Source organism: Gordonia pseudamarae (assembly GCF_025273675.1).
Lineage (GTDB): Bacteria > Actinomycetota > Actinomycetes > Mycobacteriales > Mycobacteriaceae > Gordonia > Gordonia pseudamarae.
This window is the reverse complement of record NZ_CP045809.1, coordinates 4,883,951-4,900,907: the sequence shown is the minus strand read 5'-3', so window position 1 is coordinate 4,900,907 and position 16,957 is coordinate 4,883,951. Positions and strand designations below refer to the sequence as shown.

The following is a 16,957-nucleotide window of genomic DNA, read 5'->3' as shown; positions in this document are numbered from 1 at the left end:
GGGTCCGCCGGTGGCCACTGGGAGGGAGGTCCACCTCCCCGGGTGCTACACCTGGCGTTCGACCAGTGGCAGCGAAATCGGAACGGCCGCCGGTGTGGCCAGCGGGCAGCGGGTGCCGGTGAAGATGCTTGCGGCGCACTGGTTGCAGTGAATGCACAGCGAGCGGGTGGCCGAGTCCTTCTCGATACGGTGGATCAGGTCCGGCTCGCGCAGGAGTGCCCGCGCCATCGCGACGAAGTCGAAGCCGTCGCTCATGGCCGACGTCATCCCGTCGAGGTCGGTGATCCCGCCGAGCAGAACCAGCGGCATCGACAGTGTGTCGCGGAACTGTCGGGCGTAGTCGCGGAAGTAGAGCGGTTCGTACGGATACTTCTTGAACACCGCGCTGCCGAACAGTTTCATGCCGAGTTTGACGATCCCGGTCTGTGTCTGCGCCATCTCCCGCACCGGCACATCCCCGCGGAACAGGTACATGGGGTTCGAGAGCGACGAACCTCCGGTGAGTTCGAGGGCGTCGAGATGCCCGTCGCTCTCGATCATCTGGCCGACCTGGAGCGATTCGTCGAGCCAGAGGCCACCGGGAACACCGTCGGCCATGTTCAGTTTGGCGAGCACGGCGATCTCGCCGTCGGCCGCCTCCGCGACCGCGGAGAGGATGCGGCGAGGGAACTCGGCGCGGTTGGCCAGGGAGCCGCCCCAGCGGTCGCGACGCCTGTTGATCGACGGGCTCAGGAACGAACTCGCCAGATAGTTGTGCCCCATATGCACTTCGACGGCGTCGAACCCCACCTCTTTGGCGTATCGGACGGCCTGGCCGTGAGCATCGATGATCCGTGCGATGTCGTCGTCGGTGGCGGCCCGGTCGAAGCTCATCGACAGCGGGTTCGGGCGCGACGACGGGGACAGCGAGGGCAGCCCGGTCGAACGCGAGTTGGCTACCGGGCCGGCATGCCCGATCTGGGCGGACACCTTGGCGCCGGTAGCGTGCACGGCGTCGGTCAGGTCGCGCAGGCCGGGCAATGCCTCACGCCGCCAATAGATCTGATCGCGTTCGGTGCGGCCCTCCGGGGCGACTGCGAGGTAGGCGACGGTGGTCATCCCGACGCCGCCGGCACCCACCGCGACGTGGAAGTCGATCAGTTTCCGGCTGACGAGTGCGCCGGGTGTCGCACCCTCGAAGGTGGCCGACTTGATCACCCGGTTGCGGAGTTCGATGGGCCCGAGGCGGGCGGGTGCGAGGGGATCGGTGGTCGGTGAGGGGGGACGCGGATCTGTTGTGCGAGTGGACATCGACTTTCTTCTCCCGGGCTGTGGATGGAATAGGTCTGGGGGATAGGGCAGGTCTGGGGGATAGATCAGGCCCGGGGCGGGTGGGGGAGGTGTATGTCGATCCAGCGCAACACCTCGTCGACGGCGTCGGCCGGATCGCCCACGTCGGTTTCGGCCCACTCGCGCAGGGCGGCGAACGCGGCGGCCTCGTAGGTTGCTCCGAGAGCACGGCACACGCCGGCAGGGGCATCGAGGCGTGCGGAGATGAACGCGGCGATCTCCTCGATCCAGGGCAAGTGCGCGCGAGGGGCCATCGCGGCCAGTTCCGGTTCACTCAGCATCAATCGCAACCACGACCTGCTCAGGCCCGGCATGAACGGACGATGGGTCACCGACTCGACCACCGCGGTGCGGATCGCGTCGGCGACGGAGGCAGACGCGGGTGCCGCAGCGAGTGACGCGCGGAGCCGTTCGGTGGCCGGGGCCACGCCGTGCCAGGCGATCGCGTGCTTCGACGGGTAGTGCCGCATCAGGGTACGGGCGCTGATTCCGGTGGCCTCGGCCAGGTCTGCCCAACTGGTGGCGGCGAAGCCCTTCTCGTTCCAGAGTTCGAACGCCGCACCGACCACCGCCTCGGCGTCGAGGACGCTGGGCCGCCCGCGCCCACGTCGCACCACCGGCGCCGGGCCGTCGGCGTCGTGTCGCGTGGATGCAGCGAACATGAATCAAGCTGACCATTTTTGTCGTAGTGTGTCAAATATCGACGGAAAGTTGCATCGCCGAACGACGGTTGAGATAGGAGTGTCTGGAGATGGGTGTGTACGCGGTTACCGGGTCGGCCTCGGGAATGGGTCTGGAGGTGGTGGAAAAGCTTAGAGCACAGGGCAATACGGTGATCGGTGTGGATATCAGGGAAGCCGATGTCGTCGCGGATCTCTCCACCTCGACCGGCCGGGCGTCGGCGATCTCAGCTGTGCTGGACGCATGCGGCGGCCGGCTCGACGGTGCAGTCCTGGCGGCGGGCCTCGGTCCGTCGCCAGGAAAGGATCGTCTGCAGATGATCGCCGAGGTCAACTACCTGGGCGTGGTCGAGCTACTCGAAGGATGGCAGCCCGCTCTGGCGGCGGCGGAGTCGGCAAAGGTGGTCGTCTTCTCCAGCAACTCGACCACCACCGTGCCGGCCGTACCCGCTCGTACCTTGAAGGCCTACCGCGACCGTGACATCGAGAAGGTTCTCAAGTCGATCCGCATCTTCGGAAAGAGCGCGCCTGCCATCGCCTACGCGGGATCCAAGATCGCGGTCAGCCGATGGGTGCGCCGAACGGCGGTGACCGCAAACTGGGCGGGCCGCGGCATCCGGCTCAATGCCATCGCGCCGGGAGCGATCCTCACCCCGTTGCTCGAAGAGCAGCTGTCCACGCCTGCGGAAGCCAAGGCGATCCGCAGCTTCCCGGTGCCGATCGGCGGCTTCGGCGATGCCGGACAGCTGGCGGATTGGGTGATCTTCATGCTGTCCGACGCGGCGAGCTTCCTGTGCGGGAGTGTCGTCTTCGTCGACGGCGGTTCCGATGCCTACTTCCGCGCCGACGACTGGCCGAGCGCGGTCAAGCTCCGGCACATCGTCGGCTATCTCCGGAGGTTCCGGGGCTTTACGCCGTATCGGTAGTGGTCGCCACCTGCGCCTGACACCGTCATCGCGGTCATGCGTCCGGTTGTCGCGCATGACCGCTGGGTGGGACGAGAGACCTGCCCGGCCTGCTCCCGGCCCTAATCTGAGTTCAGCGGATCCGGGTGCGGCAGTCCGCACAGCTTGGGCGCCGAACATTCGTACGGGTCATCGGCTGCGGTGCCAACTTCTGTCGTCGTTCCCCAAACTAGAACAAGTTCCTATGACGTGATCTTGCCCGGCGCCGCGACCCGCGCCATCGACATCGATACCGGCGATCACTTCGTTGCCGAGTTCGCCGGACTCGGCAGCGTAACAATAGATTTCGAATAGACAAAGCGGGATTTCGAATAACAAGCGTTGGGCTTCCCAACAAACAACAGGAGGCGTAGGTGGCAGCCAAGCTGACCGCAGCGATCATCGGGTCGGGCAACATCGGCACCGATTTGATGTACAAGCTGGAACGATCCGAGGTGATCGAGCCGCGCTGGATGGTGGGTATCGACGCCGACTCCGAGGGCATGAAGCGGGCGGCCGATCATGGCCTGATCACCATGAGCGGCGGGGCTGACGAACTGCTCGGATCCAGTGAGAAGCCTGACTTCATCTTCGAGGCCACGTCAGCCTACGTGCATCGAGAGTACGCGCCGAGATATCAGGAGGCCGGCATCACCGCCGTCGACCTGACCCCGGCCGCGGTGGGGCCCGCAGTGGTGCCGCCGGCCAATCTGCGCGAGCACCTCGACGCGCCGAACACCAACATGATCACCTGCGGCGGTCAGGCGACGATCCCGATGGTGCACGCGGTGAGTTCGGTTGTGCCAGTGCCGTATGCGGAGATCGTGGCCTCGGTGGCGTCAGTGTCCGCGGGGCCGGGCACGCGAGCGAACATCGACGAGTTCACCCGCACGACCTCGAGGGGCGTCGAGACCATTGGTGGCGCGCAACGCGGCAAGGCGATCATCATTCTCAACCCGGCCGACCCGCCGATGATCATGCGCGACACCATTTTCTGCGCCATTCCCGAGGACGCCGACACCGATGCGATCGCTGCGTCGATCCACAAGCGGGAAAAGGAGATCCAGCAGTACGTGCCGGGGTATCGGCTCCTGCAGGACCCGCAGTTCGATCCGCCGAGCGTCCTCAACGGCGGCCATGCCCGCGTCTCGATCTTCGTCGAGGTCGAGGGTGCCGGAGACTTCCTGCCCCCGTACGCGGGCAACCTCGACATCATGACCGCCGCCGCCACCAAGGTCGGCGAGGAAATCGCGAAACAGAAGCTGGGAGCGTCGGTATGACCACCGCACAATCGGACCTGATGGCCAACGCGCGCAAGTACTCCGACACTCTTGACATCCGGGTCACCGACTCGTCACTGCGCGACGGTAGTCACCACAAACGTCATCAGTTCACAGAGGACGAGGTCCGCTCGATCGTGGGCGCCCTCGACGATGCCGGTGTGCCGGTCATCGAGGTCACTCATGGCGACGGTCTCGGTGGGTCGTCGTTCAACTATGGATTCTCGAAAACCCCCGAGCAGTTACTGATCAAGGCCGCCGCGGAGACCGCGAAGCGGGCCAAGATCGCGTTCCTGATGCTGCCGGGCCTCGGGACCAAGGACGACATCCGCGCCGCGCAGGACAACGGCGGACAGATATGCCGCATCGCCACCCACTGCACCGAGGCCGACGTGTCCATCCAGCACTTCGGACTCGCCCGCGACCTCGGGCTCGAGACCGTCGGCTTCCTGATGATGAGCCACTCGCAGCCACCGGAGAAACTCGCCGGACAGGCCCGGATCATGGCCGACGCCGGGTGTCAGTGCGTGTATGTCGTGGACTCGGCCGGAGCATTGGTGCTCGAAGACGTGTCCGATCGGGTCGCCGCCGTACGCGCGGAACTCGGCGACGACGCCCAGGTCGGATTCCACGGACACGAGAACCTCGACATCGCGATCGCCAACTCGATCCACGCGGTCCGGGCCGGCGCCCAGCAGGTCGACGGTTCGATCCGCAGATTTGGTGCGGGCGCGGGCAATACGCCGACCGAGGCCTTTGTCGGTGTCTGCGACAAGCTCGGCATCACCACGGGTATCGACTTCATGAAGATCGCCGACGCCGCCCAGGACGTGGTCCGGCCTGCGATGCCCAGCGAGTGCCTCGTCGACCGTTCGGCAATGATGATGGGCTACGCCGGCTGCTATTCGTCGTTCCTCAAGCACGCCGAGGGACATGCCGAGCGGTACAACGTGTCGGCGGCCGAGATCCTTATCGAGGCCGGCAATCGCAAACTGGTTGGTGGGCAAGAGGATCAGCTCATCGACATCGCGCTGGAGCTGAAGAAGAAGCAGGATGCCGGCATCGTGCCTCCTGTGTCCCGCGTGCTGTGAGCAAGGCTGCCCTTAGCTACTCTACTCAGCCCGGATCCGTTTCCGGGTAAGCCATAGAACCATCCGCCGTAGACCACCGAACGCCTCAGCGGCAAGCTCACCGGAATCTCCGCCGACCGTAATCTGCTGCTCGCCATCGGTCCCGACGAGCAGGTGTACAGCCACGACACGCCGAACGGCGATCTGAATCCCGGCCGGTGGACGTGGGGTTGGGGCCCGTACTTCTGGTTGGGTTCGGAGGCGCGGCTGCCGTCGGGCCCGATGCCCGGCTCCGCTTCCTCGGTACGTGCTGGGATCTGACCCTGAACGGGAAACCGGAACGCCCCGATGATGTTTCGCACGTCATCGTGGGTGAGCTCGCCGGCAGGCTGTCCGGGATCGTGAACGACGGGCGCGACCCGGGTGAGTGCCTGGCCAAGTAGCGGCCGACGATGAGGACCATGCACCGCTGGTGGGGCGGTGGCGCCTACGGCCGGCGGTTCTTGGGATTCTGTGGATGCGAGAGAAGCGACTCATCTGCATTTCCGGGGATGCGAGGAGCAATCCCCGAAAATCTTGCGGGGTATCGGACGAAAACGCTTCATCGTCGGCTCGGCAAAACCGCAGGTCAAGCGGGTAAGGGCGAGCCCTTTGACCTTGCCCGCGGTGATCTGGGTGACGTACTTTTGAGGGGATAAATGGCTGTGGGAGAGCCATGAATCGTATCCCGGTTGCCGACGATCACTGGCCGTGGCGCATTGTGTCGGAAAGTGCGGCCGGTCCAGCCACAGCAATCCGCGAACTTTCAAGGAGCGACGACCATGTCGACCGAGACGCCCTACATCATCACACAGGACGAAGCCAAGGTGTTCTACGAGGGTCCCGAGCTCTGCCGGGAGTACTTCCGCAACGACAAAATGTGGTTCGGCACCTCCACGGTGCAGCCGGGCGACACGGGCGATGTGGACCCGGGACACGCGGGTACCTGGGAGGTCTTCTTCTGCGTCTCGGGCGAGGGTTACCTCGACGACGGTGCCAACGAGTACTTTCTCAAGGAGGGCGACGCCTGGGCCGTGCCGGCGACCATCCCGCACCGCATTCACAACCGCAGTTCGGCACCGGTCGTCATGGCCTGGGCGGGTGGCCCCACGCTCCCGTCGGAGAAGTGATTTCGCACGTCGACCTGATCGAACCGGGTTCGCCGCCGCACTCTCCGAAGGGCGGCGGCGAACATCTTCTGCGCGAGGACTATTCGGCGGAGGCCTCGGCGCGCGTGCGGAGGGTGTCCAGCACGTCCGAGGGCACGGCGATCTCGGCGAGCGGGGTCTCGCGCGCGGTGCCCGGTGTGCGGACGCCCTGTTCCCCCAGCCGGGTCACGTGCGCGTCCGTGCGGCCGACGAAGTCGTTCCCGAGCTTGTCGACGTCGATCGCGAGGAGGAACATCCCGACGCCGGGGTTCTCCGTTCCCGAGTCCCACGCCGGCGCGTCGATCGACCACGTGCCGCCCGACATGCCGGCGAGCAGTTCGACCATCCACGCGATGTTCGCGCCCTTGTAGCCGCCGAACGGGAGCAGTGCCCCGTCGAGGGCCGCGGCGGCGTCGGTGGTCGGCCGGCCGGTGGCGTCGATCGCCCAGCCCTCGGGGATGCCCTGGCCCTTCGCCGCGGCTTCGCGGACGGCCACGTACGCCACGGCGCTGGAGGGCTGATCGACGGTCAGGACCTGCCCGCCGGTCCGTGGGAAGGAGTACGACAACGGATTGGTGCCGAGCACGCGGCCGGTCCCGGGGGCGGTCGCCAGGAACGCATTGGAGTTGATGGCGCCGAGCGCTACGAGGCCCTCGGCGCAGAGACGCTCGGTGAACCACCCGAGCTGGCCGCCGGCGAACGCTCCGGACTGCACGAACATCGCCACGCCTGCGGACCTGGCGGTGGCGACGAGATCGTCGAAAGCCGCGTCGAATCCGGTGTGGAAAGTGCCGCCCCTGGCCTCACACGCGAGTATCCCGGGCGCGAGGCGCCGGACCTCGGGCACTGCGGCGGGGTCGAGGCGGCCATCGTCGATCGCGTGCAGGTAGTCGAGCAGATGTGCGACGCCGACGCCGCGCATCCCGCGGTCCTCGGCGAACAGCGCGGCGTCTACCAGCAGTGCCGCCGTGGTCTCCGATGCCCCGGACCCGCGCAGCGCGCCGAGTGCGAGCCGGGCGATCTCCTCGCGCGGAACCTGTACATCAGGCGCTGTGGTCATGTACTGATCTCTCCTTCACTGTGATTCGTGGTCTGCGGGGGATTCGTGGTCTGTGGGGGCGATGCGGTGCCGCCGGTGGGGTCGGAGTACAAGATCTCGCACCTGGCCCGGACGATCTCCAGAGCCTCCGCGACGACCGGGTGGTTCGACGCGCCCCGCCGGGTCGCGGCCACGATCCTGCGCGCCGGCACGGGCTCCCCGGACAGGCGGATCCGGGTCACGGACCATTCCGGACTCAGCCTCCCCCGCCGTGGAACCAGTGTCACGCCCAGTTCCTGGGACACCATCGCGGCCCCGGTCTCCCATTCGTCGGCCTGGTGCACCAGGTTCGGCGTGAATTCCGCGGTGACACATGCGGCGACGGTCAGTTGGTGGTACGCGCTCTCGGGCCGGCTGACGATCCACTGCTCCCTGGCGGCGTCAGCCAGGGTGACGCGCTCGCGCGAGGTCAGCGGATGGTTCACCGGCACCACCAGGTCCAGCGGATCGTCCACGAGGAGTTGCTGATCGAAGCGGGCGTCGCCGAGGGGCGGCGAAGTGGTGGTCACCATGACCAGTGCCAGATCGGCCTCCCCCATCTCGAGGAGCTCGAAGCACTCGGCGGGGTCCGCCTGGACCAGCCGGACGGCGAGATGTGGATGGCGGTGCTGCAGGGTTACCGCGGTCGGGGGCAGGAGTTGGGTTGAGGCGGTGGAGAATCCGCAGAGCGTAAAGCACCCGGACGGTGTCGCGGATCCGCCGCGAGCACTTCCCGGCGGTCCCGGCCGGCGGCGCCGATCCCGTCCTGCCGCTGAACGCGGTCCTGCTGTTCGTGCACCTCGAGCCGGGCCGCTCGGTGCTTGTGTTCCACAGCGGCGCGCCGGCGCTGGGGCGATCGCGCCGCAGCCCGGCGTCCACGCGCGAGGTCTCGGACGCCGTGGAGGTGCTCCTGTGCGGCGCCATGTGCGTCGAGGAGCCCGAGCCGGAGGCACAGGCTCGGCCCGTCGAGCTGTTGCGCCGCGCGACCGATCGGGTGCCGCGCGGCCGCGCGGCGACGATCGTGGTCGATTTCGAGCTCGACCAGCAGTCGGCAACCTGGGTGCGCCGGAATCCGGGCATCCGCGCCGTCGTAGTCGCACCACGGCGCTGGCTGGAGTTGCTGAGCCCGATGGTCACCGCCCTCGATCCGCGACAGCTCCCCGAGCTGCTCGATCTGCAGGAGGCCGTGCGGGCGTGGTTCCGCGGCGAACGCGGCGCCTTCGGCTGGAGTCGAGGTGAACGGACTTCTGATTCGGATGCTGAAGTCCGGGCGGTGGTCAATGCGGCACACCGGGAGAAGAACTCGGTGATCGTGGTCAGCGGCCTCTGCGAGGCGATCGCGGACGGCGATCTGCACGCGGGCCGCGTCATCAACCTGCGCGCGATGGTCACCCGGACGGGGCTGTCGGCCGGTGCGCTCTCGGACGCGCTCCGCCATCTCGCGGAGGACGGCCTGGTCAACCAGGACCGGGCGGGCCACTTCTACGTCCCGGCGCCCGCGGAACGCGACGTCCTCGAGTCGTACACCGCCCGGGGGCTGCTCGGCACCGCGCTCGTCCGGCGGCTGGCTGCGCGGGGTGACGGCGTGCCGCGCACCGTCGGCGAGATTTGGGCGAGCATCGGTCTCAGCGTGACCAGGGACGTCCCCGCCGTGACGGGCGCGCTCGACCTGGACCTGCAGGACGAGCTGGCACGGGCGGCCGACATGCCCCGGATCGAGGCGATGTTCACCCGGCTCACCCTGCAGATCCGGTTGTTCGCGGCCGCGCTGGGAATCTCGTACCAGCACCCCGTGGACGGAATCCTTGTCGATGACAGCAAGGTCTTGGACGCGATCGGGAACTCGGACCAGGAGGCGGCTATCGCCGCGTGGCGCGAGAAGATCGACAACTGCATCCGCTACATGATGGGGCACCTCGCCAACCAGCGCCCCAGAGGCGGATCTCCGAGCACCGCGCTCGGCGCGCGCTGAGCGCGGCTGTACAGAGAGCGGGTGTGTACGCCGATGCCGCCGGAGACGGGCAGGTTGTCGCCGGAGATGTAGGGGACCGGATCGCCTCGCTGCCCCGGCCCTGGGGGTCGGTGGGCCCGGTAGTCGTTCGATGCCCCGGAATAGCCTGGCGCACGGTGGAATTTCCGGCCCTCCTGACCCCTGTCAGCGGTACTCGGGTGAGGGGGCCGTCCGGTTCCGCGTCGGTGCCGTGCTGCGGTGGCGTCCGATGACGGTGCGTGCGCTCGCGTGCAAAAGCGCCGAGAAGCCGCGCCGGGCCCGTGGCGCGAAGAGGAAGGACCTCGTGGTGTGTCGGCCCGGGGTCGCCATCGCCGTGTCGAATCGTCGCTCCAGCCATCCGAGCATCGTCGGCAGGGCCAGGATCATCGCCGAGTTGTGTCCGCTCGAGCGGTCCCGCAGATATCGGAGGTCCGCACCGCCGTCGAGGTACCGGCCGACGAGGGCATCGACGTCGGCGACGTCGATGGTGCGGTCGCGTTCGGCCTGCACGACCAACACGGGGCAGGCCGGGGCGGTGACACCGAGGCGCAGGTCATCGAAGACCGCCGACACCTCCTCGCCGGCGAGAATGTCGTCGAGGGGGACGTCGATGTAGTCGCCGAAGTCGTCGTAGGCACAGTGCGCCACGGCCTTGACCGTGGTCATCTCGCGGAGCGCGTCGAGTCGGCGCAGCCCCTCGGTAGTCCCGTATCGGCTGATGACGTCGTCCAGTCCTGGATAGACCTCGCGCAGGCCGGACACCACAAGGGCCGGCAGCCCGGCGAACAGTCCGCCGTTGAGTTTGCGGAACGCTTGACCGGGATCCCCGACCGGCGATCCCAGGACTGCCCCGACGATCGGCAGTTCCGGGGCGTAGGCGGGTGCCAGTTCGGCGGTCCACGCGCTGGCCATGCCGCCGCCGGAGTAGCCGATGAGTCCGACCGGGGTGGCGGCGGCCAGGCGCAGCGGCGCGAAGGCGAGGGTCGCCCGGATTCCGTCGAGGACCCGATGGCCGGGTTCGCGTGGTGCGGCGAATCTGCCGCCCCGGCCCTCGTGGTCGGCGACCGTGACCACGTAGCCGCGGGCGGCGAGCGCCGCGATCACCAGCAACTCCAGCTGCGGGAATGAACCCCAGGCCCGCGCGCCGGCACGCAGCGCGTACGAGGGGAAACACACATCGGCCACGGCGTCGATGGCGCACTGGTAGGCGATCATCCGGGGAGGCCGGGCCGTGGCCGGCCGGCCGGCCGTCACCACGGTGGTGACCGCGAGTTCGGGACGCCCGTGGAGATCGGTGCTGCGGAATGCGAGTTGATGGGCGATCAGGTTCCGCTGCGGTACGAGGCCGAGGAATCCGAGCCGGACGCGTCGACTGCGGACGATCGTTCCGGGGTCGAGCAGCGACAGGTCGCCGGGCGTGTCGTAGAAGGGATCGTGTAGCGGCCGCGGGGGGCGCCGGACCCCACGGTCGTCGGTATGCGCGCCCAGTGGCTCGTCGCCCGGGTTCGGGTACACCGGCGCCTCGGCGGAACCGTCCGGGGCGGCGGGATCGACGGCCTCCGGTGTCGGCCGGGCGTCGGTCTCCGGCAGGGCGGTGACTGGGTAGCGCGATGTCATGGCACCACACTGCCCGAGCGCGACGTCCGAAACTTGTGTCAGCACGACAACTTGGGGGAGGGTGGGTGGGACGCTATGGTCCGGGGTCGCCCGCACCCGCCCGAAGTCCGCGTGGATCGACGCCGAACCAGCGCCGCACCGCATGACTGAGGGTTGACTGTTCGTTGAACCCGACCAGGGACGCCACCTGGGAGAACCGCATGTTCGTCGTCACGATGTACCGGTAGGAGGTGTCCCGCCGGACCTCGTCGAGCACCACCGCGAAGGACGTCCCCTCCGCCGAGAGCCGACGCTGGAGCGTGCGTGGATGCAGAGCCAGCAGTCTGGCGACATCGGCCATGGACGGTGTGCGAATCCCGAGGATCGCCGTCAGCGCGGTCCGCACCCGGACAGCTGTCATCGTTCTGGGGTCGGGAAAATGCTGTGCGAGGTAGTCCTGCGCGAGGGCGCAGATCTGGGCGTTGGCGCCGCCGAGTCGCTCATCGAGAACGCTGCGCTCGGCGATCAGGCACGCGAACGGCGCACCGAAGCGCACATCGGGAACATCGAAGAACTCCGTATACCGCGATACCGGCGACAACGGCTGATGCGGGATCCGGACCGAATACAGTGGCAGCCCGTCGCCCAGCAATCGCACCGCGGTGCGATGAAACAGGCCGAGCCCCAATTCGATGGCCTGCGGCGAATAGGGCGATTCACGCAGATCCTTGCGGTAGGCGAAGGCCACCACATTGCGGCGGCCCGCCGGATCGGGCTCGACACCGATCCGCAGCGCCGGGCTGTGCACGTACATGAACCGCGCCGCGCAATCGAGTGCCTCGGCAACCGAACCCGCTGATTCGATCGCCAGCGCCAACGGCCCCAGGATCGTCAGATCCTGGGCCACCGCCAGGCGCAGGCCCAGATCCGGGCAGGCCAGGTCCCTTGCCGCCGCGTCCAGGATGAGATCGTGAGCGGTGATGGAGATCAGGCGATCATCGGCGAGGAGCGCGTCGTCGGGAATGCCGAACCGCCGGAGCAGCGCCGCCGGGTCCCCGCCTTGTTCGGAGACGAGTTCGGCGAACCCGCGCAGGCTCGCGGCCCGGATCATCGGTTCGGTCGTCATCGGTCCGGTCGTCATCGGTTAGGGGGCATCGGTTCGGGGGAGATCGGTTCGGGAGTCGGTGGTCCGGTTTTCATCCGTGGCGGGGACTTTCCGTCGCCGATGGTTCGGCGGGCGGTACCGGGGGTGTGGTGGCGCGGTGCAGGACGTAGCGGTCGAGCAGATAGCTCACCGGAATCGCCGCGCCCACCGCGCATAGCACCGTCGCGGCGCAGGTCAGCCGCGCCGACAGCGGACCGCCGACGGTCAGGACCATCGCGACCGCGGTCAGCGGGAGCCGATAGCCGCCGGCCACGCCGCCCGCCGCCCCGGCGGATGCGGCCAGATCAGGGGAAACACCGAGCCCGGGCGCGAGTGCCCGTCCGCAGAGGTCGCCGATGGACAGCAGCGGAACGAAAAGTCCGCCGCACCCACCGGCCATCACGGCGGCGGTGGTGGCCAACGCCCGGAGCATCGCCACCAGCAGCAGTACCCCGGCGGAGGCCTGCGCCGTTTCGGCCCAGGTGATGGCGCCCGCTCCGGGTCCGATGGCCGCCGCGGGGGTGGCGATCACGCTGATGAGCAGCAGGCAGGCCAGCAGGGCCGCGCTCCCGACCAGAAGTTTGGTCACGAGTCCGGCCTGCCAACCGCGTGCCTGGTAGATCGCGGCGCCGGCCGCCGAGGACACCGCCCCGGCGAGAGCACCGACGACGACCGCGGCCCATATGGCTTGCAGCACACTGTTCGGTGGCGTCACCGGGACGATCAGCCTGATCAGGCTGAGCTCGAGCAGCGAGTTGATCGCCCAGCCGGTGAGCGCCCCACTGGTTGCCGCCAGGACTCGCGGCAGCGAAACCGGGGCCTGACTGCGCCGCCCGAGCTCGAGGATGAATGCCAATCCCACCAGGGGCAGTCCCATGAGCACCGCGACCCCGGCCGCGCCGCCGCCGACACCGCCCGGGCGGGCGAGTCTGCGCAACCACTCGTGCCGGCCGAGGCCACCGGCCGCGGATCCGGCGGCGACGCCGAGATGGGCCGCGGGGGACTCGGTGCCCATCGGCGCCCCGAGTCCGACCGTCGTGACGATAGCGAGCGCCCGGATGGGTGCCAGCCGCGACGGGAAGGTTTCCTCGTGGCCCGCCGAGTGCACCACGTCGGCGGTCAGGTCGGCGCGCACCGCGTTCGCCGGAAACCGCAGCCACGCGCTGAATCGACGGGGCGGTGCGCCGGCCCTGTCCGCTCGTTGTGCGGCGCGGCCGTCGGCGACGCGGTTCAGCAGCAAGACCGCCGCGACGATGCCGACGAACGGTGCCGTCAGGATCACCCACGAGTCCTGGTCCACGACCCATGCCAGCATCGCCTTGATGGTGCTGGTGACCGCGACCACCAGCACCGAGGCCGCCAGCCCGCCGAGCGTGCCACCGACGACGGCCTCGGCGACGACCCTGGTGTATGCCGGTCGGCCGGCACGTTTGTCCATCGGTTGAGCGTAGTGCGAAATCTGCTGCGTGAGTTGATGAACACGCTTCCGTACGGGGCGGAAAACGTTGCTGTTGCTCACGAATGCGGAGTGCGGATGTCCGACCGTCGGATGGATCGTCGTCCCGGTCGTCGGATGACCGGCCCACCGTGCCGACGGCCGACGGTATCGATCGAGGTCGACAACGTGTATGGCCAGCTTTCGAGGATACCCTGTGGCCGAGATTCGGAGTGACGGGCCAGCACGGTAGCGCCGCACGGCGCGTTGCTTATGCTGTCGGGATGCAAGATCTGGGCTTGGGCAACGAACGCACCGTACGCATGATCAGCGGACGGGTGTGGGATGAGATCACCGGGTTGTTGGGCGGCTCGCGGCAGATCACCGCGGCGGTCGCCTATATCGGCGACGGCGCGACCGAGCAGCTGCCGCTGCGCAGCGGATCGTCGATCATTGTTGATGCTTCGACGAAGGCTGTGGCACAGGAGAGTACGGCTCCCAGCGCCCTGCTCGCCTGGAAGGATTCCGGGGTGGTGATCTATTCACTGCCCGGGTTGCACGCGAAGACGATCGTGTGTGAGCGCAAGCCGACCCGCGAGCATCCCGATCCGGAGACCTTCCTGGTTGTCGGCTCGGCGAACGTGTCGGCCAATTCCGCTCGGCGCCTTGACGAGTGCGCGTTGCTGACCGACGATCCCACCACCGTCCGCGAAGCCCTCGACGCGATGACGGCCTGGAAACTGCGGGCCGGTGATCCGCTGTCCCGTGAGGATCTGGTCGCGCTGGCCGAACTGTATCGGACGGAGGCCGGCGACGACCCCGACGATGAGGAAGGCGGGCCCGACCCGGCCCCCGACGATTCGGCGGATCTGGTCGAGGCCGACGCCGCCGCCGATGACGCTGTAGTAGCCCATGACGCGGATGAGGAGGTTCCGGTGGCCGAGACGACGCCGGCCCCGCGTCCGCGGAACCTCATGCTTACTTCGGTGCGGGAGGACACCCCGTCGGAGGAGGCGAAGCACGAGGCGGAAGTCCTGGCCAGGGACAACGATCTCGCCGTCGCCGACACGGCCGCCGTGCTCGTTCCCGGCCGGGAGTACCTCGACTTCTTCTGGCTCGATTTCGACAAGGACTACTACGGTGATCCCTTCCCCGAGGGAGCCACTGTCGTCGCGACGTTCAGGAATGATCGTGGACAGCTCACCAAGACCTGTTCGGTCTCGCCGCCGATGCGCATCATGTCGAAGTTTCGCGATCACCAGGACGAGCGGACGTACTACTACGGCGTGGTACGCCATTCGGACACGAGCGTCAGTTACGCGGACCTGCAGGAAGCGGCCGGCGGTGCCGGGCGCACGGTGAATCTCGCGTCCGAGGATCCCGCGAAGGTGTTCCGGCCGGGAGCGATCTCCGCGATCATCGGGTTGTGGGGTGACCTGGTCTTCGAATGACCGTCACTCTCGTGCCGGCCCGGCACGAGAGGAGGTGGGCGCGGGGTGCCGTGAGGGAACTGCGGCGGTGCCGTTCAGGATTGGCTGTCGCCGCGGTCCCCGACATAGCGGCGCAGATCGGGGTCCGACGAGACCAGCCGGTCGACCTCCTCACCGCCGTCGCACCGATACAGCCCGACGACCAGGGTGTCGCCGCGGCGACCACTCACGCGCCACACCCCGCCGACATCGGTCCACCGCCGCAACATCTCCACGGGATCGGATGAAGTGTCCACGCCCACATCCTAATCCCGGTGCGGCAGCGGTCAGGAGAAGACCATCGCCTCGGTGACGTCATAGCGGCGGGCGTCGACGGCGTCGAGGATCGCGTTGTGCCGCACCAGCCAGGGGGCGGTGTCCGCGGCCTTCGGCAGCCGGGAACCCGCCCGCCGCACGTAGCCGGAGTCGAGTTCGAGCAGCCCGTGCGCCGGTGGTGTGGCACCGTCGAGTGTCGGATAGGCACGGGTGTAGCCGTGTGCGCGCATATGCTGGATCAGATCGGCGACAGCCTTGCTGGTGAGGTCGACGCGCAGGGTCCACGACGCGTTCGTGTAGCCCACCGACCACGCGAAGTTGGGGACCTCGTTCAGCATGTAGCCGCGGTAGGCGTATTTGTCGCCGGGCTCGACGGGTTCGCCGTCGACGCTCAGGTCGATGCCGCCGAAGGCGAGCAGTTCCAGACCGGTCGCGGTGACGATGATGTCCGCGTCGAGTTCGCGGCCGGAGGCGAGGGCGATGCCGGTGGGCGTGAAGGTGTCGACGGTGTCGGTGACGACCTCGGCCGAACCGTCGGCGACGGCCTTGTAGAAGTCGGCGTCAGGGATGATGCACAGTCGCTGATCCCACGGCTGGTAGGCGGGTTTGAAGTGGGTGTCCACCGGGTACCCGTCGGGCAGTTGCCGCACGGCGATCCAGCGCAGGAGCCGGCGTGCCGCCTTGGGGAAACCCCGGCAGAACAGGTACAGGACCAGCGTGAGCAGCATGTTCCGGTAACGGGTGATGTCGTGCGACAGCTGGCGTGGCAACACCTTCTGCAGACCGGCGGTGATGGGATCGGTCCACGGGTACGGGAACAGGTAGGTGGGGGATCGTTGCAGCATTGTCACGTGTCCGGCGGTCGCGGCCATCGACGGGATGAGGGTGATCGCGGTCGCGCCGCTGCCGATCACCACCACCTTCTTGCCGGTGTAATCGAGGTCGGCGGGCCAGAACTGCGGGTGCACAACGGTTCCGGTGAAATCGTCGATGCCGGGGAAGTCGGGCAGGTAGCCGGCGTCGTAGCGGTAGTAGCCGGTGCAACTGTAGAAGAACCGGGCCCGGTAGGTGGCCGGCTCCCCGTCGACCCGGACGTCGACGGTCCACAGGCCGGTGCCGGTGTCGAAGTCCGCCGCCACCACCTCGCTGCCGAACCGGATGTGCGGCGCGATACCGAAGTCGTGGGCCGTGTCCTCGAGGTACTGGCGGATCTCGTGGCCTTCGGCGATGAGCCGGTTGCCCTTCCACGGATTCCACGGAAAGCTGAGCGTGAAAATGTCGGAGTCACTGCGGATTCCCGGATAGGTGAACAGATCCCAGGTGCCGCCGATCCGCGCCCTGTTCTCCAGGATCACATAGTTCAGGTCGGGATTCTTCTCGCGCAGCCGGTATGCGGCGTCGATGCCCGCCAGGCCGGCTCCGACGATCAGGACATCGAAGGTTTCAACGGCGTCGAAGGTTTCCATGGCGTCGAAGGTT

Annotated in this window: 15 protein-coding genes and 1 pseudogene; 7 read left to right on the top strand and 9 right to left on the bottom strand. The window is 67.9% G+C overall.

The window, feature by feature from the left end:
- Nucleotides 1–45 precede the first annotated feature (45 nt).
- Together GII31_RS21420 and GII31_RS21415 are read right to left on the bottom strand one after the other, a co-directional pair.
- Complete coding sequence (locus GII31_RS21420; RefSeq protein WP_213245326.1) at nucleotides 46–1,290, bottom strand: NADH:flavin oxidoreductase; 1,245 nt, start codon at nucleotides 1,288–1,290, stop codon at nucleotides 46–48.
- Nucleotides 1,291–1,355: 65 nt separating this feature from the next.
- Nucleotides 1,356–1,991 (bottom strand): TetR/AcrR family transcriptional regulator, encoded by a 636-nt coding sequence (locus tag GII31_RS21415; RefSeq protein ID WP_213245325.1) that lies wholly within the window; start codon nucleotides 1,989–1,991, stop codon nucleotides 1,356–1,358.
- 89 nt (nucleotides 1,992–2,080) lie between these two features.
- Between GII31_RS21415 and GII31_RS21410 the strand changes: the two genes are divergently transcribed.
- From GII31_RS21410 to GII31_RS21390, 5 genes and pseudogenes are all read left to right on the top strand, one after another.
- Complete coding sequence (locus GII31_RS21410; protein WP_213245324.1) at nucleotides 2,081–2,935, top strand: SDR family oxidoreductase; 855 nt, start codon at nucleotides 2,081–2,083, stop codon at nucleotides 2,933–2,935.
- A 225-nt stretch (nucleotides 2,936–3,160) separates the two neighbouring features.
- Nucleotides 3,161–3,268 (top strand): annotated as a pseudogene (locus GII31_RS21405) (2-keto-4-pentenoate hydratase); the annotation flags it as partial.
- 59 nt (nucleotides 3,269–3,327) lie between these two features.
- Nucleotides 3,328–4,233 (top strand): acetaldehyde dehydrogenase (acetylating), encoded by a 906-nt coding sequence (locus GII31_RS21400; protein ID WP_213245323.1) that lies wholly within the window; start codon nucleotides 3,328–3,330, stop codon nucleotides 4,231–4,233.
- The gene (dmpG, locus tag GII31_RS21395) at nucleotides 4,230–5,324 is read left to right on the top strand and encodes a 4-hydroxy-2-oxovalerate aldolase (protein ID WP_213245322.1); all 1,095 of its coding nucleotides are present in this window, start codon (nucleotides 4,230–4,232) and stop codon (nucleotides 5,322–5,324) included. The genes GII31_RS21400 and dmpG overlap by 4 nt, the downstream gene beginning before the upstream one ends.
- Before the next feature lie 800 nt (nucleotides 5,325–6,124).
- A complete protein-coding gene (locus tag GII31_RS21390; protein ID WP_213245321.1) occupies nucleotides 6,125–6,472 on the top strand; it encodes a cupin domain-containing protein in 348 nt (115 codons plus the stop codon).
- A gap of 79 nt (nucleotides 6,473–6,551) precedes the next feature.
- On the opposite strand, the gene GII31_RS21385 is transcribed toward GII31_RS21390, so the two are convergent.
- Nucleotides 6,552–7,550, bottom strand: coding sequence for an Ldh family oxidoreductase (locus GII31_RS21385; protein WP_213245320.1), 999 nt, complete (start codon nucleotides 7,548–7,550; stop codon nucleotides 6,552–6,554).
- Entirely contained in the window at nucleotides 7,547–8,224 is a 678-nt protein-coding gene (locus GII31_RS21380) for a LysR substrate-binding domain-containing protein (protein WP_246222364.1), read from the bottom strand. Before GII31_RS21380 ends, GII31_RS21385 begins: the two co-directional genes overlap by 4 nt.
- 50 nt (nucleotides 8,225–8,274) lie before the next feature.
- Between GII31_RS21380 and GII31_RS21375 the strand changes: the two genes are divergently transcribed.
- A complete protein-coding gene (locus tag GII31_RS21375; protein WP_246221995.1) occupies nucleotides 8,275–9,540 on the top strand; it encodes a GntR family transcriptional regulator in 1,266 nt (421 codons plus the stop codon).
- A 183-nt stretch (nucleotides 9,541–9,723) separates the two neighbouring features.
- Here GII31_RS21375 and GII31_RS21370 read toward each other — a convergent pair whose 3' ends face one another.
- The 3 genes from GII31_RS21370 to GII31_RS21360 form a co-directional block, all read right to left on the bottom strand.
- Entirely contained in the window at nucleotides 9,724–11,175 is a 1,452-nt protein-coding gene (locus tag GII31_RS21370; RefSeq protein ID WP_213245317.1) for a lipase family protein, read from the bottom strand.
- A 73-nt stretch (nucleotides 11,176–11,248) separates the two neighbouring features.
- Complete coding sequence (locus tag GII31_RS21365) at nucleotides 11,249–12,280, bottom strand: AraC family transcriptional regulator (protein ID WP_213245316.1); 1,032 nt, start codon at nucleotides 12,278–12,280, stop codon at nucleotides 11,249–11,251.
- A 70-nt stretch (nucleotides 12,281–12,350) separates the two neighbouring features.
- Nucleotides 12,351–13,736 carry a chloride channel protein gene (locus tag GII31_RS21360; RefSeq protein WP_213245315.1) on the bottom strand — a complete coding sequence of 462 codons (1,386 nt, stop codon included), beginning with the start codon at nucleotides 13,734–13,736 and terminating at the stop codon, nucleotides 12,351–12,353.
- 281 nt (nucleotides 13,737–14,017) lie between these two features.
- On the opposite strand from GII31_RS21360, the gene GII31_RS21355 reads away from it, so the two are divergent.
- Complete coding sequence (locus tag GII31_RS21355; RefSeq protein WP_260840178.1) at nucleotides 14,018–15,184, top strand: phospholipase D-like domain-containing protein; 1,167 nt, start codon at nucleotides 14,018–14,020, stop codon at nucleotides 15,182–15,184.
- 74 nt (nucleotides 15,185–15,258) lie between these two features.
- Here the strand turns inward: GII31_RS21355 and GII31_RS21350 are convergent, their stop codons facing one another.
- Nucleotides 15,259–15,459: a hypothetical protein gene (locus GII31_RS21350; RefSeq protein ID WP_213250922.1), complete on the bottom strand. Its 201-nt coding sequence runs from the start codon at nucleotides 15,457–15,459 to the stop codon at nucleotides 15,259–15,261.
- A gap of 30 nt (nucleotides 15,460–15,489) precedes the next feature.
- Complete coding sequence (locus tag GII31_RS21345) at nucleotides 15,490–16,944, bottom strand: flavin-containing monooxygenase (RefSeq protein WP_213250850.1); 1,455 nt, start codon at nucleotides 16,942–16,944, stop codon at nucleotides 15,490–15,492.
- Nucleotides 16,945–16,957: the final 13 nt, after the last annotated feature.